The following is a 26,416-nucleotide window of genomic DNA, read 5'->3' on the forward strand; positions in this document are numbered from 1 at the left end:
GCCGGCCGGCGCATCGCGCAGCACTTGGACATGCTCCTCCCGACGTACGCGTTCAACTTCAGCGCGTACCCGGCCATCACGGTGCCGTGCGGTTTTACGGGCGAGGGGCTGCCGGTGGGGCTCCAGATCGTCGCGGGCTGGCGGCAGGACGCCCGGGTGCTCGGGGCCGCGGCGGCGTTCGAGGCGGCCGCGCCCTGGACGGCCCGCCGCCCGGCGCTCGGCTAGACCGGGTCCCGCGGGGCCCTACGTGGCCGCCGTGGTCTTGAGGCGCTCGCGGAACTGCTTGCGGAACTTCGCCACCTTCGGCCCCACCACGGCCTGGCAGTACGGTTGGAAGGGGTTGTGGGCGAAGTATTCCTGGTGATAGGGCTCCGCTTTGTAGAACACGCTGAACGCACTCACCTCGGTGACGATCGGATTGGACCACCGCCGCGCCTCGGTCAACTCCCGGGCTGTCTGTTCCGCGGTCGCCCTCTGCTCGGGCGAATGGTAGAAGATCGCCGACCGGTACTGCGTGCCGATGTCGTTCCCCTGGCGGTTCAACGTCGTGGGATCGTGGATATTGAAGAAGACCTCGAGCAAATCCCGGAACGGGAGGACGCGGGGGTCGAATGTGACCTGGACGACCTCGGCGTGTCCGGTCGTGCCGGTGCAGACCTGCTGGTACGAGGGGTTCGGCACCGTGCCGCCGGCGTAGCCGGATTCTACCTTCAGGACGCCGTCGAGATCAGCGTAGATCGCCTCGAGACACCAGAAGCATCCGCCCGCGAGCGTGGCGACCTCCTCACGCGGCGTGTCACCCTGGGTCTTGTCTACGGCGTCCATCGGCGTGCCTCCCCGTCTGCAGATGGCGATAGCATACCGCTCGGCGCGCTGAAATACAGGAGGCGTCTCAGCGTGGCCCGAAGGCTAGGCCGTGGCGAGCAGTGCGCCGAGGGCGCGCCCGAGATCCGCGGCGATGATGCCGTTGGTCGTGACCGCGTCGCATCCCGCGGCCCTGGCCGCGGCCATCCGTTCGCCGTCGCGATGTCCGCAGAAGCCCAGCAGGGGAACGCCGCGTGTGGCCTCGTCGGCCTTCGCGCGCCGGATCGCCTCGGCGGCGTCGAAGCGGCGGGCGGCCAGGTTTACGACCGCGGCGCGCGGGTCCCGGCGCAGGGCGGCGTGCAGCGCCTCTGCCGAGCGGACCACGACGGCCTGGTATCCGAGCGAGGCGAGCGACCCCGTCACCCGCGAGGAAAACAACAAGTCGTCGTCGGCGACGACGACCTGCCGGGCGGCGGTCTCCGCGTTCATGCGGCCGGCCGGACCCCGGCCGCTAGATGGGGAATCCCATCGCCTGCAGCGACAGCCGTCCGTCGTCGGTGAGCCGCTCCGGCGTCCACGGCGGATTCCAGACCATCTCCACCTTGGCGTCCTCCACGCCGTCGACGCCGAGCAATTTAGATTCGACCTCGCCGACGAGTTGCGGGCCGAGCGAACACCCGACCGCGGTCAGCGTCATCTTGATGTGCACGACGCCGTCGGCGGCCGTGATGTCGTAGATCAACCCCAGGTCCCAAATATTCACGGGAATCTCGGGGTCGAAGCAGGTCTTGAGGACCTCGATGACCTGATCGCGTGTAACCATGGCACCCTCCGTCCGCTATTGTATCATGCCCGCGCGGGGGGGTGAGGGGACGCCGCCGTGAAACCCCGCCAGTGGCTCTTGGCGGTCCTCGTCGCCGCGCTGCTCGTCTATCCCATCCTCGCCCGCTGGTATACGGAGTGGCTGTGGTTCGGCGAGGTGGGCTACCGCACGGTGTTCTGGATTCCGATTCTGTCCGCCACGGCGGTGGCGGCGGCCGCGGCGATTTCCGCGTTCGTGATCTTGTATTTCAACGCCCGGCCGCTGCTCCGGCTCCGGCCGATCGCCCGGGTCGTCGAACTGCGGCCGGTGGGCGACTCACGGACGTACCGGCGGATCGTCGCCCGCCTGTCGCCGGATCGTGTCGCGGCACTCCTGACCGCCGTCGTGGCCGTCGTGGCCGGGTTCGGCGCCGCCGACTCGTGGCCGGTGTTCCAGACATTCCTTCATCAGACATCCTTCGGCGTCCGCGATCCGGTGTTCGGACGCGACGTGGCGTTCTATGTGTTCGCCCTGCCGGCGTACCGCGCCGTCTTCGGTTGGCTGTTCGCCTGGCTCTTCGTGGCGCTCGTGGGCGCGGCGGCCGCCTACTACCTCGATCTGGTGCCGCTCGCGGTGCGGGGCGTGTGGGCGGTTCCGCGCGGCGTGCGCATCCACCTCAGCCTGCTTGCGGGGCTGCTCGTGCTGCTGCGCGGCGCGGGCTTTTGGCTCGACCGGTACGGGGTCCTCTACTCGCCGCACGGCGCCGTGTTCGGGGCCGGGTACACGGACCTGCACGCCCGGCTCCCGGCGTTCGGGCTGCTCGCGGTGATGTCGACGGTGACCGGATTGCTGCTGCTCGCGTCGACGCGGGCCCGTACCATGCGGCCGGCCGTCGGTGCTCTGGTGGCCCTGCTCGTGGTGTGGATCGGCGGCACGGTCCTCTATCCCGCGTTCGTCCAGCAGGTGGAGGTCGGCCCGAACGAGCTCGACCGGGAGCAGCCGTACATTGGAAACGGCATCGCGTTTACGCGTCGCGCCTACGGCCTCGACACCGTCGAGGAGCAGTCGTTCCCCGCGGCGCTCAGCCTGAGCCCCGCGGCCCTCCAGGCCAACCGCACGGTGCTGGACAGCGTCCGCCTCTGGGACTACCGGCCGCTGCTCCGCACGTACGCGCAGCTCCAAAGCCTGCGACTCTACTACATGTTCACGGACGTCGGCATCGACCGCTACCGGATCGGCGGGCGGGAGCAGCAGGTCATGCTGTCGGCGCGGGAACTGGACGTGAACCGCCTGCCCGACCAGGCCCGCACCTGGGTGAACGAGCACCTGGTCTACACTCACGGGTTCGGTCTCGTGATGACGCCCGTCAACCGGATCTCCGCGGAGGGGCTGCCGGACTTCTACATCAAAGACATCCCGCCGCAGAGCACCGTCGGGCTGACCGTCACCCGTCCGGAGCTGTACTACAGCCTCGTGACGACGCCGTACGTCGTGGTCAACACGCGGAACAAGGAACTCGACTACGCGCAAGGCGACCATGACGTGTACACGACGTACGCCGGCCGCGGCGGGGTACCGCTCAGCGCCCCGCTCGGGCGGCTGGCGTTTGCGTCGCGGTTCGGCGCCGTCTCGCTCATGTTGAGCGACGCCATTACTCCGGCGAGCCGCGTGTTGTTCCACCGCGACGTGCGCGACCGGGTGGCGCGGGTCGCGCCGTTCTTGCAGCTGGATCGCGATCCCTACCTCGTGCTGGCCGGCGGCCGCCTCTTCTGGATCGTGGACGGCTACACGACGAGCGCGATGTACCCGTACGCGCGGCCGACGGGCGACCTCAACTACATCCGCAACTCCGTGAAGGCGGTGGTCGATGCCTACGACGGCACGGTGCGTCTCTACGTCGTCGACCCGGCCGACCCGCTGATCCGGACCTACGACAAGATCTATCCGGGGGTGCTGCGGCCGTTTCGCGAGATGCCGGCGGATCTCGCCGCGCACGTCCGGTACCCCGTGGATCTGTTCACCGTCCAGGCCGACGTGTTCGCGACGTTCCACATGCGGGACCCGCGGGTCTTCTACAATCGCGAGGACCTCTGGGGGATTCCCAGGGAGCTCTTCGGCGGATCGCCGCAGCCGGTCGAGCCGTACTACGTGAACCTGAAACTGGACCCCGCGCACGGGGAAGAGTTCGCGCTGATCCTTCCCTTCACGCCGTCCGGCAAAGACAACATGGTGGCCTGGATGGCCGCGCGCAGCGACCCGCCGAATTACGGCCGGCTGCTCGTGTACCGCTTTCCCAAGGACACGACCGTGTTCGGGCCGATGCAGATCGAGGCGCGGATCAACCAGGACCCGACGATCAGCAGCCAGCTGACGCTGTGGAACCAGTTGGGCTCATCGGTGATCCGGGGCAACCTGCTCGTAGTGCCGATCGCCGATTCGCTGCTGTACATCGAGCCGCTCTATCTCCAGGCGGAGGGCAGCGCGCTGCCCGAGCTCAAGCGCGTGATCGTGGCCTACGGCGCGCAGATCGCCATGGAGCCGACGCTCGAAGCGTCCGTTGCGCGCATCTTCGGGACGTCGATCGCCTCCGGTGCACCGGCCGCCCCTGCCGCGCCGGCGCCGCCCAGCAGTCCGCCCGGGACGCCCCCGGCGGGCGCCAACGCGGGCCGCGTGGCCGCGCTGGTGGCAGAGGCGAACGCGCACTACGCGCGAGCGCAGGCGGCGCTCAGGGCCGGAGACTTCGCGACGTACGGCAAGGAAGTCGACGCGCTCGGGCGCACGTTGACGGAGCTGCGGCAGATCACCGGGAGACCATAAACGATATCGTCGTCAATCCAGATGGGCCGATTGACGTGATGAAAATGACTAGGTACACTAGCCATAGTCATATCTACCCCGGAGCGCCTCGTGATGGAGAAGACGGTATCAAAGTCACGGTTCAAATCCCACGCGCTTGAATACTTTCGCCAGGTTGAGCAGAGCGGCGAGCCGCTCATCGTCACGGATCATGGGCGTCCTGTCATCAAAGTCACGTCCTATCGTCCGGACGCCGACGAGTTGCTCCGCGCGCTGCGCGGCTCGGTGATCGCCTATCGCGAGCCGACAGAGCCGGTGGACGCGGAGGAGTGGGAGACGCTGAAGTGACGGTCCTCGACACCCACGCATGGATTTGGTGGGCCGCCGACCCGCAACGACTCTCACGGCGCGCCCGCACCGCAATCGACGGCGCGATTCAGCAACGGCGACTTTGCGTCTCATGTATCAGCGTCTGGGAAGTTGCCACGCTGGTTGCGAGAGGCCGGCTCGATCTCTCGATCGACGTAAACGATTGGGTCGGCGCGTCCGAGGCGCTGCCCTTTCTTCGGTTCGTTCCGATCGACAGCAGAATTGCCTTGCGCTCGGCGCGGCTGCCGGAACCTTTTCACCGCGATCCGGCCGACCGGATTATCGTTGCGACGGCGCTGATTCTCGGGGCAGAACTCGTCAGCAAGGATGAACGGATGCACGCCTATACGGCGATCCGCACGGTGTGGTGATTACCGTCCGTCCGGCGGGCGACTTGGATTCAGCGCGGCGTACTCCTCGGGCGTGTTGATGTTGACGAGGGAGCGAAGCTCCGGATCGAACCGCCGCAACTCGTCCGGTCCGAGGATCCGCGCGCGCACCTCCGCCAGGATGTCGGCGTTCCGGCCGCCCGACGCGAGCACGCGCGCGATGGGGCCCAGACAGACCGGCGTGTAGACGGCGTGCAGCGGCTCGTAATCCCGGACGCGCGGGATCACCACGTCCGCCGTGCCCGCGAGCGTGCCCATGTATCGGATCAGCGGGGGGCAGAGCAGCGGCATGTCGCAGCCGCACACGAACGCCGGACCGCCCGCGTGCAGGATGCCGGTGTAGATGCCGGCGAGCGACCGGCGTCCGGGCAGCGCGTCCGCGACGGTGCGCAGGCCGAGCGCACGGTAGGGCGCGGGTTGGTTCGCCACCACGAGGACGTCCGTGCATGCCTCGCGCAGGCGGGCCGCGACGGTTTCGACGAGCGTCGCGGCGCCGAACGGCAGAAACGCCTTGTCCCGGCCCATGCGCCGGCTCTCGCCCCCCGCCAGAATGACCCCGACCATGCCCCGAGTATAGCAACGGCGGGCGGGGCGGCTCCACGCGCCGCGAAGGAGCCAAGGGTTTCGTCTCCGGGGGCGGGAATTGTTGGCGAAGCATGCCGGCCACGGATGTTCGCCGCTCGGGCTCCCGGAGGTGGGTCGATGGAAGAACTGCAGGCGCGCCAGGTGTTGAAGGAGTTTGGGATCCAGGTGACCCAGTTCATGGGCCGGCGGCGCGAACTGCAGCAGCAGGCGGCCTCCGCCATCGAGGGCGCGGACCGCGCCTCCGTCGCGGCCGTGCTTGCGTCGCTGGTGAGCGAGACCTCCGAGATGCACCGCCGCTGGCTGGTGGTGACGAACCTCGTGCTCGAAGAGGAACGGCAGGCGTACAGCGAGATGGCGCGATTGCTCGAACAGGCGGGGCAGACGGAGCCGCCTCCGGGTCTCTCGCCGTCGCCCGGCGCGCCGGGGAACTGACCGCTTCCGGGGCCGGGGCCGGACCTACTCGAACAGCCGCGGCACCTCGCGGACGAAGGCGATCACCAGGCGCACGGTCGCGTCGAAGTCGCTCACGCGGAGCAGACTGAGCGGCGAGTGGATGTAGCGGCAGGGGACGGACACCGCGCCGGTGAGGACGCCCCCGCGGCTCGTGTGGATCGCCCCCGCGTCGGTGCCGCCGTACGCGGGCCGCTTGTACTGGTACGGAATCGCGTGCGCCTCCGCCAGGCGCTCGAGCGCGCGCACGAGCTGCGGGCGGACGACCATCGTACGGTCGGCGATCGTGATGGCCGGCCCGGCGCCGAGGCTCGTCACCCGCTTCGCCCCCGAGACCCCGGGGAGGTCGGCGGCGACGGTGCCCTCGATCGCCAGCGCGACGTCCGGTTCGACCTGATGGGCGGCGGTGCGGGCGCCGCGGAGGCCGGTTTCCTCGCCGACCGTGAAGGCGCAGACCAGCGTGCCGTCGAGCGGCTGCCCCGCCAGCGCCTCCAGCGTCTTGATCAGCACGCCGCACCCCGCCCGATCGTCGAGGGCTTTGCCCAGGACGAAGCCCTCCGGCAGGTGCTCGCAGGGGTACGCGATCGTCGCCGGGTCGCCGATGCGGATGCCCCGCTGTGCGACCTCCTGTGCGGAGGCGGCGCCGATGTCGAGGTACATGGCGTCGAGCGGCACGGGCCGGTCGCGCTCTTCCGCGCTCAGAATGTGCGGCGGGAGGCTGCCGACGACCCCACGCACCAACGCGCCGTCGCGCGTCCTGATGGTCACGGCGTGCGCGAGGAGCAGCCGCGCGTCCCAGCCGCCCAGGGTGGTGAAGCGAAGGAATCCGTCGCTCTCGACGTGATTGATGATGAACCCAATTTCGTCCATGTGGGCGTCGAGCATGACGGTTCCCCGTCCGGGGAGGCCGCGGCGGGTGACAAGCAGGTTGCCGAGGACGTCGGTCCGAACCTCGTCGGCCCACGGCGCGACGAGCGCCTCGATCATCCGGCGGACGTCGTCCTCGAACCCGGACACGCCGAACGCGTTGGACAGCGAGGCGAGCAGGCTCTGCGTCTCCATGGAGTCGGAGTTTTGTCGTCCGGCGTCCGGACCTCCTGCGGTGCGCCGTAGGGAACGGCCCGCCGGCGGCCAAACATCACGCGCAGCCCAGTGCGCAGCGGAGGGGAGACGGCGTGGACGTGCGTGTCGCGCAGGTGGACCAGGCGTTCCCGGGGACGATCGAGGATCTCCGGCGGCTCGTGCAGATTCCCTCCGTCGCCGCGCAGCGGCGCGGCATCGCGGAGGCGGCGCAGGCGGTGCGGGCCCTGCTCGAAGCCGAGGGCGGACGGGTGACACTTCTGACCGACGGCGGCGCCAACCCGGTGGTCGTCGCCGACTTCAAAGGGCGGTCGCCGCGGACGCTGCTGTTCTACAACCACTACGACGTCCAGCCGGCGGAGCCGCTCGAGGAGTGGACCGTCCCGCCGTTCGACGTCACGCTTCGCGACGGGCTGATCCTCGGCCGGGGCGTCTCCGACAACAAGGGCGACCTCGTGACCCGCATCGCGGCGCTGCGCCTGCTCAAGGCGGCGCACGGCGGCCTGCCCTGCCGGGTCAAGTTCGTCGTCGAAGGCGAAGAGGAAGTCTCGAGCGTGCACTTCGGCGCCGTGACGCGGGCGCACGCCGACCTGCTCCGCGCCGACGCGTGCATTTGGGAGTACGGCGAGCGGGACAGCGAAGAGCGGATGCATATCGTCTGCGGCATGAAGGGCATCTGCTACCTGGAGCTCGAGGCCCGCACGGCGTCCGTGGATCTGCACTCGTCCTTCGGAGCGGTGATCGAGGGGGCGGCGACCCGGCTGGCCTGGGCGCTCGGGACCTTCAAGGATCCCGCCGGCCGCGTCTTGATCCCGGGGCACTACGATCGGGTCCGGCGGCCGACGCCCGAGGAAGAGGCGGCGCTCGCCGAGATTCCGCCGGACGTCGTCGACGCGGTGCGGGAGCGGGTGCACGTGCCGGAGTTGATCGGCGGCGCGCGGGGTGCCGACGCGGTCCGCCAGTTGCTGTTCGCGCCCACGTGCACGATCTGCGGCATCTGGGGCGGGTACACGCTCGAGGGGTCCAAGACGGTGCTGCCGTGCCGGGCCCGCGCGAAGGTGGATTTCCGGCTGGTGCCGGATCAGGACCCGCACGAGGTCGCCCGCGGCGTCCGCCGTCACCTCGACGGCCGGGGCTTCCGCGACGTGGAGGTGACGCTCCTCGGCGGGGAGTATCCGTGGCGCACGGACCTTCGCGATCCGTTCGTGGGGCTGGTGCGGGACGTGGTGGCGGAGACGACCGGCCGCGCCGTGCTCGTCTATCCCACCTCCGCCGGGACGGGCCCCATGCACGACCTCGGTCCGGTCCTCGACATCCCGCTGGTGAGCACGGGCGGCGGGTACTGGGGCAGCCGCGCGCACGCCCCCGACGAGCACGTCCGGGAGCGCGACTTCCGCGAGACGATCGTGCTCATGGCGCGGCTGCTGGAGCGGTTCGCCGAGACGCGGTAGCGGGGAATCCCCGCGGGGTCCGCGCCGTTGGGCGGTTAGGTGATACGATCACAGACAAGCCCGAGGGTGGAGGAGGTCTGTATGGCGGTCGAGGTCGGACAACAGGCGCCCGACGCGCTATTGGTCAACGGCGAGCGCAAGGCGGTGAAGATCAGCGAGTTGACGGGACAGACGACCGTGCTGGCCTTCTTCCCGGCCGCGTTCACCGGCACGTGCACCAAGGAGATGTGCCACTTTCGCGACGACCTGAGCCGGTTTGCCGCGCTGCACGCCCAGGTCTACGGCATCAGCGCGGATACGCCGTTCGTGCTGAACGAGTTTGCGAAGGCCCACCAGTTGACGTTCCCGCTGTTGAGCGACTTCAACCATCAGGCGATGAAGGCCTTCGGCGTGTACGATCCCGCCTTTCTCGGGCTGCTCGACGGCATCGCGAGACGCTCCGTGTTCGTGCTGGACAAGCACGGCAAGGTCGTCTACACCTGGCTCGGCGACAAACCGGGGGTGGAGCCGCCGTATGACGAGGTGGAGGCCGCGGTCGAGAAGGCGGGCTAGCGGGGTTCAGGCATGAGGCCCACGCTTCGCGCGACCCTGTCCAACGGCCTGCCCGTGCTGCTGCGCGAGGTCCACACCGCGCCCGTGGCGACGTTCTGGGCATGGTACCGCGTCGGGAGCCGCAACGAAGTGCCGGGGATCACCGGGATTTCCCATTGGGTCGAGCACATGCTGTTCAAAGGCACGCCGACGCTGGGGAAGGGCGAGTTCTCCCGGCTCATCAACCGGCACGGCGGGACGTGGAACGGCTTTACGTGGAAAGACTTCACCGCGTACTTTGAGACGGTGCCCGCCGAGCACATCGGGCTCGGGATCCGCATCGAATCGGACCGCATGGTCAACACCCTGTTCGAGCCGGCCGAAGTGGAGCGCGAACGGACGGTCATCATTTCCGAGCGTGAGGGCTCCGAGAACAACCCCGAGTTCGCGCTGTACGAAGAGGTGGAGGCCTCCGCCTACCGTGTGCACCCGTACCGGCACGCGGTGATCGGTTACAAGAGCGATCTGCGGGCGATCACCCGCGACGACCTCGTCCGGCATTACCGCACCTACTACGCGCCGTCCAACGCGGTCGTCGTCGCGGTCGGCGATTTCGACGGCCCGGCGCTGCTCGAGCAGATCCGTGCGGCGTTCGAACCGATTCCCGCCGGGTCCCCGGCGCCGGCCATCCGCGGCGTCGAGCCGCCGCAGGAAGGCGAGCGCCGGGTCGTGTTTCGGCGCGCGGGCGGGGCGGTGCCGGTGGCACAGATCGTCTTCCACGCGCCGCGCGTCGCGGACCCGGACTTCTTCCCGCTCCTGATCGCCGACGGCGTGCTCTCGGGGTTCAAGGGGCCGGGCGTGTTCGGCGGCAACGGGATCGGCGCGCGCAGCAGCCGGCTGTACCGCGGGCTGGTCGAAACGCAGCTGGCGGTGGACGCCGGCAGTTCGTACCGGCCGGCGATCGACCCGACGTTGTTCGAGATCGGTCTCACCCTGCGTCCCGACGTGACGCCCGAACGGGCCGAGGGCGCGGTGCTGGCGGAACTCGCGCGCCTCGGAGACGAGCCGATCGAGGCGGCCGAGCTGGACAAGGTCCGCAAGCAGGCGCGGGCGCAGTGGGTGTACGCGTCGGACGGGGTCACCCAGCAGGCGGTGCTGCTCGGCAGCACCGAGATCGTCGCCGGCGGGACGTTTCTCGAGCAGTTTGAGGAGCGCCTCGCCGCCGTCACGCCCCGGGACGTGCAGGACGCGGCCGCGCGCGTGTTCCACGACCGCAACCGGACGGTCGGCTGGTACCTGCCCGTGGTCTCGGCGGAGGAGGAATGATGCGCGAGATGAGCGCGCGCCGCGCCGTGCCGATCACGCCCGAGGTGGTGACGCGCCGCGTCCTTCCGAACGGGGCGGTCGTGCTGGTGCGCGAACACGACGCGCATCCGTCCGTAAGCGTGCGGGGCTATCTGCCGGCCGGGGTCCAGGCCGACCCGTCCGGCCGGGCGGGGCTCGCCGTGCTGGCCGCCTCGATGCTGACGCGGGGCACGGCCCGCTACACTTCGCAGGAGCTCGCGCTCGTGCTCGACTCGATCGGCGCGAGCCTCAGCGTGTCCGCGGACATCGACGGCGCGGGCTTCGCGGCGCGGTGTCTCGCCGAGGACGCCGGTCAGGTGCTGGACCTGCTGGCCGAGGTGCTGCTGCGGCCGACGTTTCCGCCCGCCGAGGTCGACAAGCAGCGCGCCAAGATCATCACCGCGATCCGGGAGTCGCAGCACGATACGCGCGCCGCGGCGGACAAGGCGTTCCGCGCCGCCGCGTATCCCGAGCGGCATCCGCACCACCGCCCCGCCGAGGGCGACGAGGCGAGCGTGGCCGCGATCACGCGGGACGATCTCGCGGCGTTTCACCGGCAATGGTACCGTCCGGGGGGCGCCGTGCTGGCGGTGGTCGGCGACCTGACGGCGGGGTGGGTGCTCGAGCGTCTCACGCGGGCGTTCGAGCACTGGCAGGGGGTCCCGGTGGCGGCGTTGGCGCCGGTGCCGGCGGCCGGCCCCGCCTCGTCGGTACAGCGTCGGGAGGTCGCGATCCCCGGCAAGACCCAGGCCGACATCGTCCTCGGCGCGCCGGGGTTCAGCCGGACGAGCCCCGATTACTACGCCGGCATGATGGCGGATCTGGTCCTCGGCCGTCTCGGCCTCATGGGACGGCTCGGGGCCACCGTCCGCGACGAGGAGGGCCTGGCCTACTACGCGTTCAGCCAGGCGCAGGCGGGGGTGTTCGCCGGCCCGTGGGCGGTGCGCGCCGGGGTCAATCCGGCCAACGTCGGCCGCGCGATCGACGGCGTTCTGCGCGAGATCGGCGGCCTCCACCGCGAACCGGTGCGCGGCGACGAACTGCGCGACGCCCGCGATTATGTCATCGGCTCGATGGCGCTCCGTCTGGAGACCGACGGCGGCCTGGCCCAGGCACTGCTCGAGATCGAGCTCTTCGACCTCGGTCTCGACTACCTGCTGCGCTTCCCCGAGGTGATCACCGCGGTCACACCGGAGCAGATGGGCGACGTCGCGCGGCGCTATCTCAGCCTCGACGGCTATACCGTGGCGACCGCGGTGCCGGCGTGACGGATGCCCGGCCGCCGGCGCGGCCGGTCTAGGGGGGCGCCGATGCCCGAGTTCGCCTATTTCTGCGGAACCGAACAGTTTCAGCCCGAAACGCTTCTTGAACACGCGGCTCAGGCCGAGGCGGCCGGCTTTGACGCGCTCACGGTCTCGGACCATTTTCACCCCTGGGTGGACGATGCCTCGGCCGCGTCCTTCGTCTGGAGCTGGCTCGGCGCGGCCGCGCTGCGCACGCGCCGCGTGCGGCTCGCCACCGCGGTCACGTGTCCGCTCTTTCGCTATCATCCCGCGTTCGTCGCGCAGGCGGCGGCGACGGTGGACCGGCTGTCCGGCGGCCGGTTCGCCCTCGGCGTCGGGAGCGGCGAGGGCATCAACGAGCGGCCGCTCGGGTGGGAGTTCCCGGGGCCGAAGGAGCGCCGGGCGCGCATGGCCGAGGCGCTGGTCATCATGCGCCGGCTGCTGGACGGTGAGAAGCTCGACTTCGCCGGCGAATTCTACCGGACCCATGCGGCGCGGCTGTACAGCCCGCCGGTGCGGCGCGTCCCCCTGTGGATGGCGGCCGGGGCCCCGCTGGCCGCGCAGCTGGCCGGCCGGCTCGCCGACGGGCTCATCGTCAGCGTCAAGGTCCCGCCCGAGGCGCAGGCGCAGGCCGTCGATCCCTGCCTGGACGCCGCGGGCCGGGCGCGGCGTCCCAAGCCGACGATCGTCGCCCAGCGCTGGTCCATTCTGGCGCGGGACGAGGACGAGGCCTGGCAGGCGCTCATGGCCTGGCGGGGGCTGCGCGTCGAGGGGCGGTTGGACGAAGTCGATCCCGCGGTCCTGCGCGCGCGGGCCGATGCGATGGATCGCCGCGAGATCATCGCCAAGTACGCGTGGGCACGCACGCCGGAAGAGCTGGTCGACGTCTACCGCCCGCTGGTGGAGATGGGCGCGGACATCGTCACGGTGCAGGTGACGTCCGTCGACCAGGAGGCCACGATCAGGACCCTCGGCCGCGACGTCCTGCCGGCGCTCCGCCGTCTCGCGTCGCCGGCGTGAGCCCGCGCCGCGGGCGGCTCTTGGCGCGGGTCACCCTGACGGCGATCCCCGGCGTGCCCGACGTGCGCCCGGGCGCCGACCTCGCGGCGCTGATTGTCCACGCGCTGCGCTCCGCCGGCCTCAGGCCCGCGGCCGGCGACGCGCTGGTCGTCGCGCAGAAGGTCGTCAGCAAGGCCGAAGGGAGCGTCGTCGACCTCGCGACGGTGACGCCCGGCCCCGCCGCGGCGCGGCTCGCGGAGACGCTCGAGAGAGATCCCCGTCTCGTCGAGGTCGTGCTTGGCGAATCGACACGCGTGGTGCGCGCCGAGCACGGCGTGCTCATCACGGAGCACCGGCTCGGCTTCATCTGCGCGAACGCCGGGGTCGACCACAGCAACGTCGGCCTCGGCCCGGACACGGTGAGTCTCCTGCCGCGCAATCCCGATGCCTCGGCGCGGGTCATGCGCGACGCGCTGCGGACCGCGTTCGGCGTCCCGGTCGCCGTGGTGATCAACGACAGCCACGGCCGGCCGCACCGGGCGGGCGCGGTCGGTGTCTGCATCGGCGCCGCGGGCCTGGAGCCCGTGGTGAGCCTCGTCGGGCGCCCGGACCTCTACGGGTACACCCTGCGCACGTCGACGGAGGCGATCGCCGACGAACTCGCCGCGGCGGCGACCCTGCTGCAGGGCCAGTGCGCGGAGGCCGTGCCGGCCGTGCTCGTGCAGGGCCTCGCGGTGGCGGACGGCCCCGGCGGTGCCGCGCAGCTGCTGCGCGACCCCGCACACGACCTGTTCCGTTGACGGGCAGGAGTTCCGGTCCGCCGCACGAATTGCACGTAGGTTTGCAATCGGAACGCTGCCGCATCAGGGGGGCCCAATGCTGCGATTGCTCCATCGTCTCTTGCTGTTCGGACTCGGCTGTGCGCTCGCGATCGGTTCCTTGTCGCTGCCCGGACGGGCGCAGCCCGCGCCCAGGACGTGGAAGGTGTCGATCGGCGCCGACACGCCGGATCATGCGCTCCAGGGCCAGGACTTCTATCCGCGGACGATCACGGTCAACGCGGGCGACACCATCACATGGACCAAGAGCACGGTGCTCGAACACACGGTGACGTTTCTATCCGGGGCGAAACGGCCCGCGCTGCTTGTGCCGCAACCGGACAACCGCGTGCTCTTCAATCCCGCGGCCGCGTTCCCTCAAGGGGGCAAGGCGTACGACGGCACCGGGATCGTGAGTTCCGGCGTGCTCGAACCGGCCGGGGCACACTACACGGTCACGTTCACCACCCCCGGGCGGTACACGTACGTCTGCCTGCTCCATCCCGGGATGCAGGGCACGGTCGTCGTCCAACTCGCGGGCGCCAAGCTGCCCATGACGCAGGTCGGCTACGGCCGCGCCGCGGCCGCGCAGTGGGCCGAGGCGCTCAAGGCCGGCGGGCGGCTGCGGGCCGCCTGGAACGTCTCAACGGCCGCCGCGCCGTCGGGCACCGTGTATACCGCGCCGATGGTCGGGGATTCGCAGGCCCGCATCACGCTCCTGAGGTTCACGCCCGGGCCGCTCCGGGTCAAGGCCGGCAGCACGGTGCGGTGGGTGATGAAGGACCCGTTTGAGATCCATACGGTGACGTTCCAGGGGACCGGGGCGGTGCCGCAGTTTCTCCTGCTGGAGCAGCAGGCCCAGGGTCCGCCCAAGATCTTCTTCAACCCCAAGATCCTCGCGCCGGCGGGCGGACCGCGGCACACGGGCAACACCTACCACAACTCGCAAATTCTTCTCCCGGTGAACCCGCCGGGCCCCACGGAGTACTCGCTCACGTTCTCCAAGCCCGGCACCTACACGTACTGGTGTGTGGTGCACGTGCCGGAGGGCATGAGCGGGACGGTCATCGTCCAATAGCTCCGCGCCGGCGCCGCATACGGGCCCGGGGTGTCTCGGCGCCCGGGCCCTTGTCTTGTCGCAAGGTGCCCGCCGGGAGGAGATGCGTTTCGCTGACCTGAAGTGGGTCGCGGGGTCGCGAATGGCATTGCCACGGGGAGGGGAGCATCGAGATGAAGCGCTGCAGCATAATCCTGCTCGCGCTGGCCGTTGCCGCGGCCATCGCCTCGCCGTTGACCGCGCCGCGACCCGCGGGAGCGGCCCTCGAGCTGAAGTTCTACTACCCGGTCGGCGTGTCGGGTCCGCTGGCCAAGGTGATGGACGGGATGGTGTCCGACTTCAACCGCATCCATCCCGGCATGCACGTCACGCCGATCTTCGCCGGCGGGTACTACGATACGATGACCAAAGCGCAGACCGCGGTCATGGCGGGCAGTCCCCCCGACGTCGCGGTCCTGCTGTCCACGGACCTCTACACGCTGCTCGACCTGAACGCGATCATCCCGCTCGACGCGTTCATCCAACAGGCCGGCGGCGGGCGGTTCCGCGCGGACTTCTTCGACGCGTTCTGGCTGAACTCGCGGACCGCGACGACCACTTATTCCATCCCATTTCAGCGCAGCACCATCGTCCTCTACTACAACCGGGACGCGTTCCAGCGCGCGGGGCTGGATCCGAACAAGCCGCCGACCAATTGGACGGAGCTCGAACAGGACGCGCAGAAGCTGACGGCGCACGACGCGGGCGGCACGGTGACCCAGTGGGGGGTCGGGATCCCGACGTCGGGCTTCACGTACTGGCTGTTTCAGGGATTCGCGGCGGAAGCGGGCCAGGCGCGAATGGCCAACCCCGAGGGTACCGACACGTACTTCGACACACCGGCGACGCGGCGGGCGCTGCAGTACTGGCTGCGCCTCGCGGACCTTCGCGTCGAGCCCCGCGGGATCGTGTCGTGGGACACGCTGCCCACCGAATTCGTCGCCGGGCGGTACGCGATGATCTATCATTCCACCGGCAGCTTGACCTTCATCCGCTCCAACGCTTCGTTCAAGTTCGGCACGGCGTTCATGCCGGCGGACCGGCGGTACGGGACGCCGACGGGCGGCGGCAACCTGTACATCTTCCGGGGGATCCCGCCGGAGCGCCAACGAGCGGCGTGGGAGTTCGTCCAGTGGATGACGGCGCCGCAGCAGGCGGCGCGCTGGAGCCAAGCCTCGGGGTACGTCGCGGTCCGCAAGTCGGCCTTCAACGTCAAGCTGTACAAGGACTACACGGACGGGTTCCCGCAGGCCCTCACCGCCCGGGACCAGCTGCCGTACGCGCAGGCCGAGCTTTCGACGCACCACGGCGGCGAGATCCAGACGATGTTCTCCAACGCCCTCCAGGCCGCGCTCACCGGCCGCAAGACGCCCGAGGCCGCGCTGCGGGACGCGCAGCAGCAGGCCGGCCGGCTGCTCAGCCAATACCGGACGCACTAGCCGCGTGGTGCCGCCGCTCCGCGTCCGCGTGCTCGGGTCGGGCGACGCGTTCGGCAGCGGGGGCCGGATGCAAACCTGCTTTCTGGTGTCCGGGGAGTCGACGCGATTCCTCGTCGACTGCGGCGCCACGGCGGTCGTGGCGATGCACCGCTTCGGGGTGGACCGGGCCGGCATCGATCTGATTCTCTTGAGCCACCTCCACGGCGACCACATGGGCGGGCTCCCGTTCTTCCTGCTCGACTCGCACTTCAACGTGCGGCGTACGCGGCCGCTGCTCGTCGCCGGACCGCCCGGGGCGCGCGGGCGACTGCGCGACGTGATGGAGGCGCTGTTCCCCGGCTCGTCGGCGATCCCGCTCCGGTTCCCGCTCGACATCCACGAATACGCGCTCGAGACGCCGAACCGGATCGCCGGCCTCACCGTCACGCCCTACCAGGTGGAGCATCCCTGCGGGGCGCCGCCCACGGCGCTGCGCATCGAGTGTGAGGGCCGCACGATCGCTTATTCGGGCGACACGCGGTGGGCGCCCGGGCTGCCCAAAGCGGCCGAGGACGCCGATCTGCTCCTGCTCGAATGCAACGGGTACGATCGGACGGTGCCAAACCACCTCGATCTCCCGACGCTGCTCGCGCATCGACACGAGCTGCGCAGCCGGCGGATCGTGCTGACGCACATGGGCGAGGAGATGCTGGCACACCGGGAGGAGGCGCCATGGGAGAGCGCCGAGGATGGGATGACCATCACCGTCGGATAGGCGCGGCGGGGGACATGAGCACCGTGCGCACGATCCGGACGATGTGTCCGATGAACTGCCATCCCACGCTCTGCGGCATGCTGGTGGATGTGGAGGACGGCCGGCTCATCGCCGTCCGCGGCGATCCGGACAACCCCGACAGCCGCGGGTTTCTGTGCGTCCGCGGTCAGGCGTCGCGGGAGATCATCGGCAATGCAGAGCGGCTGCTGTTTCCTCTGGTGCGCGGCCGCCGCGCCGCCGACGCGTGGCGGCGGGCGACGTGGGACGAGGCGCTCGATCTCATCGTCGCGCGGATGCGGGCGGCGGGGCGGGAGTCGGTTGCGCTGTGGCAGGGCCACGGCAACAACGCGAACAACTACGGCGTGCGGACCGGCGGCCAGCTCCTGCGCCGGTTTGCCAACTTCTACGGTTGCCAGTGGTGGAACGCGACGATGATCTGCTGGGGCCTCGGGGCCTTCGGCATCGGGCTCACCGGACCGCTGGAGACGAACACCAAGGAGGACATGGGCGCGCATGCCGAGCTCATCCTCCTGTGGGGCGCGAACCTGGCCAGCCAGCCGAACACCGGCCGCCATCTCGCGGCCGCCCGGCGGCGCGGCGCCCAGATCGTGACGATCGACGTGCGGCGCACCGAAGCGGCGGCGCAGTCGGACGAGGTGTTCGTGATCCGGCCGGGCACCGACGCGGCGCTCGCGCTCGCGCTGATGCATGTGATCGTCGGCGAGGACCGCTACGACCGCGCGTTCGTCGCCGCGCACACCGTGGGCTTCGACGCGCTGGCCGAGCATGTCCGGCCGTTCTCGCCGGCGTGGGCGGCGGGGGAGACGGGGCTGCCGGCCGGCCGCATCGCCGCGCTCGCGCGCCGCTACGCCGCCGTCCGGCCGGCGATGATCGTGATCGGCGGCAGTTCGATGCACAAAGGGGTCAACGGCTGGCAGGGCGGCCGGGCCGTCGCGTGCCTGCCGGCGCTCACCGGAAATCTCGGCCGGCCCGGCGCCGGTCTCGGTCCCCGCCACGGGAGCTCGTCGCACGGTCAGGCGCTGGCCGGGATTGCGGCCGCGGACCGGCGTCCGCCCGGCCGCTACGTCCCAAACCAGATGCCGCGGATCACCGAAGCGCTCGCCGGCGGCCGCGTCAAGGTACTCGGCCTCTTCGGGACCGACATGCTCTCATCGTTCGCCGACGCCGCGGCGGTGGCCGGCGGCCTCGCCCGCACCGACCTCGTCGTCAGCCACGACCTGTTCATGAACGACACCGCCCGGCGCTTCGCCGACGTGATGCTCCCCGCGACGGCGTGGCTCGAGGACACGGGCTGCAAGAGCACCAACACGCACCTGTACCTGATGCCGAAGATCCTCGAGCCGGCCGGGGAAGCGCGCCCGCTCACGCGCGTGCTCCGCGATCTCGCCGGGCGGTTGGGGCTCGACGAGTTCTTCCCCTGGGACACGGACGAGGGGCCGATCGATGCGATCCTGGACCACCCGGCCACCGGACACGCGACGGTGCGCGCGCTGCGCGCCGAGGGCGGAATCCGCGCGCTCGACATCTCGCACGTCGCGCATCCCGATCTGGCGTTTCCGACGCCGTCGGGAAAGATCGAGTTCTATTCCGCGCGGGCCGGGTCGCTCGGCCTGCCGCCGCTCCCGGTGTATACGCCGCTGCCGGCGACCGGCGGCCATCCGCTCAGCTTCCGTCAGGGCCGGACGCTCACCCAGTTTCACGGGTTTTACGACCACGGCCGGGCGCTGCCGACCCTGGCGCGGCTCGATCCCGCCCCGATCCTGTGGATGTCGCCGGCCGACGCGGCCTCCCGCGGCCTCGGCGACGGGGACGCGATCCGCATCTTCAACGAGCGCGGCGAATTCCGGGCGCACGCGCGCGTCACAGGCGACGTGCCGTCCGGTACCGTGTGGATGCGGGACGGGTGGACGGGCCTCAACGAGCTCACGTCCGGCGATCCATCGATCCCCGACGAGGCGGTGGACGTCTTCGAGTTCTCCGCGGGCCAGGCGGCGTTCGACGCGATGGTGGAGGTAGCGCCGGACGGAGGCTGACGATGATCACCCGGACAGACGTTGTGGTGATCGGCTCGGGCGGCCTCGGCGCCGCCACCGCCTTCTATCTCGCGAAAGCGGGGCGCCGCAGCGTTGCGCTCCTCGACCAGCACGACATCGGTTCGCAGACCTCACCGCGCGCCGCCGGCCTGGTGAGCTGTGTTCGCAAGAGCGACCTGATGATCACCTTAATCAAGATCGCCTGTGAGAAGTTGCAGCGCTTCTCCGCGGATACCGGGCAGCCGTTGGAATGGGTGCGCTCGGGCAGCCTCAAGGTTGCGCGCCGTCCCCAGGACGCGCACGTGATCGCCGACGATGTCGCCCGGGGCCGGCGAATGGGCCTGGACGTGGAAGAGATTTCGCCGGCAGAGGCGAGCCGAGTGAACCCGTTTCTTCACCCCAACGGCATCGCCGCCGCGCTACGGGTGGCCGACGACATGTATTTCAATCCGGCACAGGTCGCGGTTGGCTTGGCCCGCGGCGCCGAGGCCCACGGGGCGACGGTGCTCCCCCGGACCACCGTCGGCCGCGTCGTGGTCGAAGCGGGACACGTCATTGGAGTCGAAACCGACCGGGGGATCATCCGGGCACCGGTCGTTGTGGACGCGGCCGGCGCGTGGACGCGGCAGATGGCCGAGGCCAGCGGAATCCGGGTGCCGCTCGTCCCGACCCGCCACCAATTGTTTGTCACCGTGCCGTTGGACGGCGCGCGTCCCGACCTGCCGATGATTCGCATCATGGACGCGGCGGTCTACGTGCGGCCGTGCGACGGCGGGCTCCTGTGGGGCGTCTTTGAAGACAACCCGCGCCTGCTCGACATGGACTCGGTCGGCCCCGGCTTCGACATCAAGGATACGCCCCTCGACGCCGAGGTCCTGAGACGCGCCGCCGATGACGTGAAGGTTCAGCTGCCGGTACTGTCGGCGGCGGGGGTTCGCGAGCACCGCGGCGGGATCCCGACCATGACCGCCGACGGCGAGCACATTCTCGGACCGGCCCCGGCCGCGCGGGGCTTTTTCTTTGCGAGCGGCTGCAATGTTGCCGGTCTTTCGATTGCTCCGGCGCTCGGGGAGGCGCTCGCCGCGTGGATCATGGACGGCAGGCCGCCAATGGACCTGTCGCCGCTGTCGGTCGCGCGCTTCGGCGACGGGACGTGGTCGGAAGAGCAACTGCGAGAAGACGCGGCGTGGCAGTACCGGCACTTTTACGGAGCGATGTGACCCCTCAGGCCGTCCCGGCCAGCGCGAGGACGGCGTCGAGCAGCACCGTCGCTCCGCGCGCGCAGTCTTCCGGCGGCGTCCATTCCGCTTCGTTGTGGCTCACGCCGTCCTTGCTGGGCACGAAGATCATCCCGGCCGGGAAACGGTCCGCCATGTACTTCGCGTCGTGGCCGGCGCCGGCCCACAGCCGCCGCGCGCTGTAGCCACGGCGCGTCGCGGCGCCGGCCACGGTCGTGACGATGCGTTCCGCGAACGGCGTCACCGGGCTACGCCAGAACTCCGCGCGCCGCACCTCGACCTGATCGAGGTCCGCGACGCGCCCGCAGGCCCGGTCGGCCTCCCGGAGCGCCGCGTCCAGCCGGTCGTCGCGGGACGCGCGCACGTCGAGCGTCATCTCGACGCGGCCCGGCACGACGTTGATGGTGTTCGGCGAGACATCCAGGCGGCCGACCGTGGCGCGCACGCCGAGCCGGTCCGCGGTATCGCGAAGGAGCAAGATCAGGCGGGCGGCGGCGACGAGGGCGTCGCGCCGCGCCGGCATCGGCGTCGGCCCGGCGTGCGCCGCGCGGCCGGTGATCTCGATGCGATTCCAGGAGATGCCTTCGATGCCCTCGACGATACCGATCTGGGCGCGGGCGCGCTCCAACTCCGGACCCTGCTCGACGTGCAGTTCGAGGTAGGCCGCGCATTCGCGCAGCCGGTGGGCGGCGTCGCCTTGGTAGCCGATCCGCGCGAGTTCGCCGCCAAACGTCCGGTCGTCGGCATCGCGCGCGGCGTAGGCTTCGTCGCGCGTGAACCGGCCCGCGACCACGCCGCTCGCCAGCATCGCCGGGGCGAAGCGGGCGCCTTCCTCGTTGGTCCAATTGACGACCTCGAGCGGCGCGCGCGTCCGGACGCCGGCCCCGTCGAGCGCGCGGACCACCTCGAGGGCGGCCAGCACGCCGAGCGCGCCGTCGAACCGGCCGCCCGTGGGGACGGTGTCGAGATGCGACCCGAACACGACCGGCGCCGCGGCGGCGTCCGTGCCCGCCCGCCGGGCATACATGTTGCCGAGGTCGTCGACCCGCACGTCGAGGCCGGCGGCGGTGAGCCACTCCGCCAGCCGATCGCGGGCCGCCCGATCGTCATCGCTCAACGCGAGGCGGCGGACCCCGCCGCCCGGGGTCCCGCCGATCCCGGCCATCGCCGCAAGACTCGACCATAAGCGGCCGGGGTCGACGGACGGGGAGGTCCGGCCCACCGCTACGGCGTTTCGCCGTCGACGCGCACGATGCGTCGGGCCTTGAGCTCCCACCGCGGCAGCGTGCCGGCGGCCGCGGCATCGGTGTCGATCCGGATCCCGCACGCCGTCCGGAGACGCCCGCGGAGGCCCGCGAGCGTCGCGGCGACGTCCTCGGCGCGGTGGCGGTCGCCGTCGATTTCCACCACCACGCGCAGGTCCGTCATCTCGCTGCGCCGGCGCACCTCGATGCGGAATTCGTCGACGCACTCGAACTGCCGCACGACGTCCTCGATCGCGCTCGGGAACACGTTGACGCCGCGCACGATCAGCATGTCGTCCGCGCGGCCGAGAATCCCCCCGGCGAGCCGGCCGAACGTCCGCCCGCAGGCGCAGCGGTCGCGGACCAGCCGCACGCGGTCGCCGGTCCGGTAACGGACCACCGGCGACCCTTCGCGGCCCAGGTTCGTCAGCACGAGCTCCCCGTCGCCGCCCGCCGCGACCCCGCCGGTGTCGGGGTCGATTACCTCGGCGATGAATTCGCTCTCGTTGACGTGAAGCTCGCCCGCCCGGCAGGTGAAGCCGGTTGCGCCGACTTCGGTGAGCCCCGTGTGATCGATGCAGGTCGCGCCCCACGCCGCTTCGATCCGCCGGCGGGTGGCCGGGATGCTGGCCCCCGGCTCCCCGGCGTGAATCGTGACCCGCACCGGCAGGGCGGCCGCGTCCAGGCCCACGGCCCGCGCGACCTCGGCGAGCCGCAGCGCGTACGACGGGGTGCAGACGAGGACCGTCGCCCGGCTCTCGGCCAGCAGGCGGAGGCGAAGGGCGGAATCGAGGCCGCCGCCCGGAATCGCGAGCGCCCCGCTGCGGCGCGCGGCGTCGAAGGCCGCCCAGAAGCCGATGAACGGGCCGAACGAGAACGCGAAGAAGATCCGATCCCCCGGTCCCACGCCGGCGGCCCGGTACACGAACGTCCAGCACCGCTGCCACCAGTCCCACGACTCGGCCGTGTCAAGCCAGCGCAGCGGCCGGCCGGTCGTGCCGGATGTCTGATGGACGCGGACGTACCGTTCGAGCGGGAAGGTCAGGTCGGTGCCGAAGGGCGGGTGCGCCTCCTGATCGCGGCTGAGCTCGGCCTTCGTGGTGAACGGCAGCCGCCGGAACGCCGTCCAGTCCGCGATCGCCCGCGCGTCGTCGACGCCGGCGGCCCGCCACTTCGCGCGGTAGAAGGCGTTGCCGGCGGCCAGGAGCGGAGCGATGCGCGCGAACCGCTGCCACTGGTAGTCGGCGAGGTCGTCGCGCGCCATCGTCTCGAGTGTCGGATCGACGTAGAAGGCCGGGTCGTCGACGTTCACAGCGCGTACTCGTCGTCGAGGATCCGCCGCGCGCGATCCACGTCGGGCCGGAGCGTCTCCGCGGCGAGCGGTGAGGCGGCGAATCTGGGCAGCCGCTCGTCGAGCGCGCGGCGGGGCGCGCGGTACAGCAATCCCACGACCTCGGTGTCCCGGGCCGCGGCCGTTTCCCAGGCGCACCGGAGATCGCCGGCGTCGTACGCCGCCTCCGCGTCGAGGTTCTGAAGCCGCTCGCGCCACCAGGCATACGTGCGGACGCGGTCGTACGTTGGGCACGGGCTGATCACGTTGATGAGGGCGAAGCCGCGGTGACGGAGGCCGTCCTCGATGAGCCGCGTCAGCTGCGGCGGATCACCGCTCGTGCCCTGGGCCAGGTACGTGACGCCGGCGGCGAGCGCGAGCCGGAGCGGATGGATCGGCTCGTCGACCGCCCCGCTCGGGGACGACGGGGTCCGCACCCCGGCCGCGGTCGTCGGGGACGTCTGGCCTTTGGTGTTGCCGTACACGCCGTTGTCCATGACGACATACGTTACGTCGACGTCGCGGCGAATCGCATGGATGAGATGGTTGAGGCCGATGCCGTAGGCGTCGCCGTCGCCGGCCGCGGCGATCACCGCGAGATCGCGATTGGCGAGCTTGATGCCGGTCGCGACCGGCAGCGTCCGGCCGTGATGGGTGTGGAAGCCGTAGGTGCCGGTGTAGGACGTAATTTTGCCCGAGCACCCGATGCCGGAGACGAGGACCACGCGGTGGGGCGCAAGCCCTTGATGTGCGCACGCCTCTTGCAGCGAGCGGAGGACGGCAAAATCTCCGCACCCCGGACACCACGTCGCGCGCTCGGCGGCAAAGTCCTTGTAGGTCAGCGCGGCGGCCATCGCCGTGGTCACCTCCCGGCGCCGGCGCCGGGGCGTCCGGCGGCCGCCCGGAGTCCGGCTTCGATGTCTGCGGGCCGGAACGGGAGCCCGTTGTACTGCCGCAGCCCCTCGACCTTGTCGTGCCCGCCCACGTGGCTGAGGAGCAGCGTCGCGATCTGGCCGGTCGCGTTGTGTTCGACGACCACGACGCGCCGGGCGCGGGCGACCTCGGGCGTGACCTCGGGCGTCGGGAAGGGCCACAGGCGGCGGATGCGCAGCACGCGCACCTGGACGCCGTCCGCCCGCAGCCGGCCGGCGGCCTCGCGGAGCGGGCCGCACGGCGCTCCGAGCGAGATCACGAGCACGTCGCCCTCGCCGTCCACCTCCACGCCGGGCGCGTCCCGCCCGATCTCCCGGGTCTTCCGGAGCCGCTTGTCGACCATGGCGCGGCGCACCGACGGATCCTCGACGTCGATGACGCCGCGGCGATCGTGCGCGTCGCCGCTGCTGAGGAAGCGGAGGCCGGGCTGTCCCGGGACGGCCCGGGGCGAGATCCCGCTCGGTGTGAGGGCATACCGCTCGTACGTCCCGCCGGTCCGGGCGGCCTCGCCGTCGTCGAGGCGGTCGCCCCGATCGATGCGCACCTCATCGAACGGCAGGCCCGCCACCGTGGCGCGGGAGAGCACGAGGTCCTGGTCGACGCCTACGATCACCGGGCACTGATACCGCTCCGCGAGGTTGAACGCCAGCGCCGCGTCGGTGAAACACTCTTCGACCGAGCCGGGGGTCAGGACGATGCGCGGAAACTCTCCGTGCGCGGCGTACACCATGTGCAGAAAGTCGCCCTGTTCGTGCTTCGTCGGCATGCCGGCGCTCGGGCCGGGGCGCTGCGCGGCGACGATCACAGCCGGAATTTCGGCCATGCCGGCAAGCCCGATCGTCTCGGTCATAAGGGAGAGGCCCGGGCCGCTTGTTGCCGTCATGGCGCGCACGCCCGCGTAGCCGGCCCCGATGACCACGCCGAGGGCCGCGATTTCGTCCTCCGTCTGCAGCGCTGCGCCGCCGACGTCCGGCAGATGCGCGGCCATCCATTCGAGGATGTCGCTGGCAGGGGTGATCGGATAACTGGCGTATAGACGGCACCCCGCCGCCAGCGCCCCGAGGGCGATCGCGTCGTTGCCGGAGAGCAGCCAGCGGCCGGCGCGCGGGGCGCGCGGCAGCGCCCGCCCGGGGAGGCGGCCGTCCAGGTGCGCCTCGGCGTAGCGCCACCCGCGGTCGACGGCCGCGGTGTTCTGCTCCTGTACGCGCGCGTGCTTGTCGGCGAACCGGCGCCGCACCGTCTCCCGCAACACAGCAACGTCGAGCCCGAGCAGGCGCGCTGAGGCGCCGAGCGCGACCATGTTCTTCATGATCGGATCGCCCGACTCGCGGGCGAGGGCGGTGAGCGGCGCCGTACAGGCGAAGGCTCCGTGGGCGCGCCGCCCGACGTCGGCGGCCGCCGGCTGACCCGGGCGGCCCTCGTCCGTGAGCAGGAGGCCGTCGGGGCCCAGGGCCGGACCGTGGCGGACGGCTGTGTCGTCGTCGAGCGCGATCACGCAGTCGAGGACATCGGCACGGGCGGTGACCGGGCCGTCGGCCGCGCGCACCTCATAGGACGTCGGCCCGCCCTTGATGATCGGCGGGAAGAGCCGGAACGTGTGCACGTGAGCTCCGGCCCGCGCGGCGGCGCGGGCGAAGATCTCGCCCGCGGAGTCCACGCCTTCCCCGGTCTTGCCGCCGATGAGCCAGGCCACGTCGCGCGTCATGACGGCGCTTCGACGGAGGGCGGCTCACCCGGAGGGGCGGCGGACGCCGCGGCGCGGTATCCGAGTTCCTTGGAGACGCGCCGGGCGGCCTCGAGCACCTGCTCGACCAGCGCGGCCGTGCGGCTCCGTGGCAGCCGGCCGGCCGGAAGGGAGACGCTGAGCGCGGCCATGACCCGGCCGCGGTAGTCGCGGACCGGGGCGGCGACGCAGCGGATGCCTTCCTCGAACTCCTCGTCGTCGGTGGCGTAGCCGCGCCGCCGCACCTCCTCGAGCTCCCGCTCGAGGGCCGGTGCCGAGGTGATGGTCTTGGCCGTGTAGCGCTTGAGCGGCCGCGCGGAGGCGAGGGCGCGCTGCCCGGGGCGGACGGACGCGAGCAGCACTTTGCCGACCGCGGTGCAGTGGGCGGGGCAGCGGCGCCCGACGTGCGAGTACAGGCGCAGCGGACGCGGGCTTTCGACCTTGCCGATGAAGATCACGTCGGGGCCGTCCAGGACCGCGAGATGGACCGTTTCCTCGGTCGCGGCGCCGAGCCTCTCGAGCTCGGGCAGGGCGCGGGCGGGCAGATCCAGGGCCTCGAGGGCGTGGCTGCCGATTTGGAACACGCGCAGGCTAAGGCGGTACCGGCCGGTGCCGGGATCGCGCACGAGGTAGCCATGGTGTTCGAGCGTCGCGCAGAGGCGGTGGACGGTGCTCTTGCCCAACCCGAGACGGCGGCTGAGCTCGGTGATCCCGGTGCCCCGCGGGCCGCCGTCGACGTTTTCGAGGATGCCGAGGGCACGCGCCACCGCCGTGACCACGTAGCGGCGTTTCGCCGGCGGGGCGGCCGCCCGCCGCGGCGCAAGATCGCGAAGCCGTTCGGTCTGCCGCGCGGACGCCGTGGACCGGTCGGCCCGGGGGCCGCGGCGCGCCCTCCCCGCGGGGG

26 protein-coding genes are annotated in these 26,416 nt (G+C 71.2%); 16 read left to right on the forward strand and 10 right to left on the reverse strand.

Translation table 11 applies throughout. The annotated features are described in order from the left end of the window. Positions 1 to 225 (forward strand): amidase family protein (locus VGZ23_14720; protein ID HEV2358844.1); only part of this gene is annotated, 225 nt, incomplete at its 5' end. An 18-nt stretch (positions 226 to 243) separates the two neighbouring features. Here the strand turns inward: VGZ23_14720 and msrA are convergent. The 3 genes from msrA to VGZ23_14735 form a co-directional block, all read right to left on the reverse strand. Further along, entirely contained in the window at positions 244 to 825 is a 582-nt protein-coding gene (gene msrA / locus VGZ23_14725) for a peptide-methionine (S)-S-oxide reductase MsrA (protein HEV2358845.1), read from the reverse strand. Between the two features lie 84 nt (positions 826 to 909). After that, positions 910 to 1,293 carry a hypothetical protein gene (locus VGZ23_14730; GenBank protein HEV2358846.1) on the reverse strand — a complete coding sequence of 128 codons (384 nt, stop codon included), beginning with the start codon at positions 1,291 to 1,293 and terminating at the stop codon, positions 910 to 912. Positions 1,294 to 1,315: 22 nt separating this feature from the next. Next, entirely contained in the window at positions 1,316 to 1,627 is a 312-nt protein-coding gene (locus tag VGZ23_14735) for an iron-sulfur cluster assembly protein (protein ID HEV2358847.1), read from the reverse strand. 57 nt (positions 1,628 to 1,684) lie between these two features. On the opposite strand from VGZ23_14735, the gene VGZ23_14740 reads away from it, so the two are divergent. From VGZ23_14740 to VGZ23_14750, 3 genes are all read left to right on the forward strand, one after another. Continuing rightward, on the forward strand, positions 1,685 to 4,423 hold the full coding sequence (locus tag VGZ23_14740) for a UPF0182 family protein (protein HEV2358848.1): 2,739 nt from the start codon (positions 1,685 to 1,687) through the stop codon (positions 4,421 to 4,423). A 93-nt stretch (positions 4,424 to 4,516) separates the two neighbouring features. Next, positions 4,517 to 4,750, forward strand: coding sequence for a type II toxin-antitoxin system Phd/YefM family antitoxin (locus tag VGZ23_14745; GenBank protein ID HEV2358849.1), 234 nt, complete (start codon positions 4,517 to 4,519; stop codon positions 4,748 to 4,750). Continuing rightward, a complete protein-coding gene (locus VGZ23_14750; GenBank protein HEV2358850.1) occupies positions 4,747 to 5,142 on the forward strand; it encodes a type II toxin-antitoxin system VapC family toxin in 396 nt (131 codons plus the stop codon). Before VGZ23_14745 ends, VGZ23_14750 begins: the two co-directional genes overlap by 4 nt. Here VGZ23_14750 and VGZ23_14755 read toward each other — a convergent pair whose 3' ends face one another. Beyond that, positions 5,143 to 5,724, reverse strand: coding sequence for a molybdenum cofactor guanylyltransferase (locus tag VGZ23_14755; protein ID HEV2358851.1), 582 nt, complete (start codon positions 5,722 to 5,724; stop codon positions 5,143 to 5,145). A gap of 138 nt (positions 5,725 to 5,862) precedes the next feature. Between VGZ23_14755 and VGZ23_14760 the strand changes: the two genes are divergently transcribed. Next, positions 5,863 to 6,177, forward strand: coding sequence for a hypothetical protein (locus VGZ23_14760; GenBank protein HEV2358852.1), 315 nt, complete (start codon positions 5,863 to 5,865; stop codon positions 6,175 to 6,177). 24 nt (positions 6,178 to 6,201) lie between these two features. Here the strand turns inward: VGZ23_14760 and VGZ23_14765 are convergent, their stop codons facing one another. Further along, positions 6,202 to 7,257, reverse strand: a complete 1,056-nt coding sequence (locus VGZ23_14765) for a M42 family metallopeptidase (protein HEV2358853.1) — start codon at positions 7,255 to 7,257, stop codon at positions 6,202 to 6,204. Positions 7,258 to 7,370: 113 nt separating this feature from the next. On the opposite strand from VGZ23_14765, the gene VGZ23_14770 reads away from it, so the two are divergent. The 11 genes from VGZ23_14770 to VGZ23_14820 all read left to right on the forward strand — a co-directional run bounded on the left by VGZ23_14770 (position 7,371) and on the right by VGZ23_14820 (position 20,264). Then, entirely contained in the window at positions 7,371 to 8,726 is a 1,356-nt protein-coding gene (locus VGZ23_14770) for a M20/M25/M40 family metallo-hydrolase (protein ID HEV2358854.1), read from the forward strand. Between the two features lie 81 nt (positions 8,727 to 8,807). Further along, on the forward strand, positions 8,808 to 9,278 hold the full coding sequence (locus VGZ23_14775; protein ID HEV2358855.1) for a peroxiredoxin: 471 nt from the start codon (positions 8,808 to 8,810) through the stop codon (positions 9,276 to 9,278). Between the two features lie 12 nt (positions 9,279 to 9,290). After that, a complete protein-coding gene (locus VGZ23_14780) occupies positions 9,291 to 10,583 on the forward strand; it encodes a pitrilysin family protein (GenBank protein HEV2358856.1) in 1,293 nt (430 codons plus the stop codon). Further along, positions 10,583 to 11,869 (forward strand): pitrilysin family protein, encoded by a 1,287-nt coding sequence (locus tag VGZ23_14785; protein HEV2358857.1) that lies wholly within the window; start codon positions 10,583 to 10,585, stop codon positions 11,867 to 11,869. The genes VGZ23_14780 and VGZ23_14785 overlap by 1 nt, the downstream gene beginning before the upstream one ends. Positions 11,870 to 11,911: 42 nt before the next feature. Then, a complete protein-coding gene (locus VGZ23_14790; protein HEV2358858.1) occupies positions 11,912 to 12,904 on the forward strand; it encodes a TIGR03557 family F420-dependent LLM class oxidoreductase in 993 nt (330 codons plus the stop codon). After that, a complete protein-coding gene (gene cofE, locus VGZ23_14795; protein HEV2358859.1) occupies positions 12,901 to 13,683 on the forward strand; it encodes a coenzyme F420-0:L-glutamate ligase in 783 nt (260 codons plus the stop codon). The genes VGZ23_14790 and cofE overlap by 4 nt, the downstream gene beginning before the upstream one ends. Before the next feature lie 76 nt (positions 13,684 to 13,759). Then, positions 13,760 to 14,779, forward strand: a complete 1,020-nt coding sequence (locus VGZ23_14800) for a plastocyanin/azurin family copper-binding protein (protein HEV2358860.1) — start codon at positions 13,760 to 13,762, stop codon at positions 14,777 to 14,779. A gap of 152 nt (positions 14,780 to 14,931) precedes the next feature. Then, entirely contained in the window at positions 14,932 to 16,236 is a 1,305-nt protein-coding gene (locus tag VGZ23_14805; protein ID HEV2358861.1) for an ABC transporter substrate-binding protein, read from the forward strand. A gap of 4 nt (positions 16,237 to 16,240) precedes the next feature. Further along, on the forward strand, positions 16,241 to 16,990 hold the full coding sequence (locus tag VGZ23_14810; GenBank protein HEV2358862.1) for an MBL fold metallo-hydrolase: 750 nt from the start codon (positions 16,241 to 16,243) through the stop codon (positions 16,988 to 16,990). Positions 16,991 to 17,004: 14 nt separating this feature from the next. Continuing rightward, entirely contained in the window at positions 17,005 to 19,044 is a 2,040-nt protein-coding gene (locus tag VGZ23_14815; GenBank protein ID HEV2358863.1) for a molybdopterin-dependent oxidoreductase, read from the forward strand. Positions 19,045 to 19,046: 2 nt separating this feature from the next. Further along, on the forward strand, positions 19,047 to 20,264 hold the full coding sequence (locus VGZ23_14820; GenBank protein ID HEV2358864.1) for an FAD-binding oxidoreductase: 1,218 nt from the start codon (positions 19,047 to 19,049) through the stop codon (positions 20,262 to 20,264). Positions 20,265 to 20,268: 4 nt separating this feature from the next. Here the strand turns inward: VGZ23_14820 and VGZ23_14825 are convergent, their stop codons facing one another. The 5 genes from VGZ23_14825 to VGZ23_14845 all read right to left on the reverse strand — a co-directional run. After that, positions 20,269 to 21,558, reverse strand: coding sequence for a Zn-dependent hydrolase (locus VGZ23_14825; GenBank protein ID HEV2358865.1), 1,290 nt, complete (start codon positions 21,556 to 21,558; stop codon positions 20,269 to 20,271). Then, positions 21,507 to 22,838: a phenylacetate--CoA ligase family protein gene (locus VGZ23_14830; protein ID HEV2358866.1), complete on the reverse strand. Its 1,332-nt coding sequence runs from the start codon at positions 22,836 to 22,838 to the stop codon at positions 21,507 to 21,509. The genes VGZ23_14825 and VGZ23_14830 overlap by 52 nt, the downstream gene beginning before the upstream one ends. Continuing rightward, positions 22,835 to 23,710 (reverse strand): 2-oxoacid:ferredoxin oxidoreductase subunit beta, encoded by an 876-nt coding sequence (locus VGZ23_14835; protein HEV2358867.1) that lies wholly within the window; start codon positions 23,708 to 23,710, stop codon positions 22,835 to 22,837. Before VGZ23_14835 ends, VGZ23_14830 begins: the two co-directional genes overlap by 4 nt. Positions 23,711 to 23,718: 8 nt before the next feature. Next, entirely contained in the window at positions 23,719 to 25,494 is a 1,776-nt protein-coding gene (locus VGZ23_14840; protein HEV2358868.1) for a 2-oxoacid:acceptor oxidoreductase subunit alpha, read from the reverse strand. After that, positions 25,491 to 26,416, reverse strand: a 926-nt coding sequence (locus tag VGZ23_14845) for an IclR family transcriptional regulator C-terminal domain-containing protein (GenBank protein ID HEV2358869.1), incomplete at its 5' end; no start/stop codon positions are given. The genes VGZ23_14845 and VGZ23_14840, both read right to left, overlap by 4 nt.

The organism is bacterium, assembly GCA_035945995.1.
In the GTDB taxonomy this organism is placed as follows: domain Bacteria; phylum Sysuimicrobiota; class Sysuimicrobiia; order Sysuimicrobiales; family Segetimicrobiaceae; genus DASSJF01.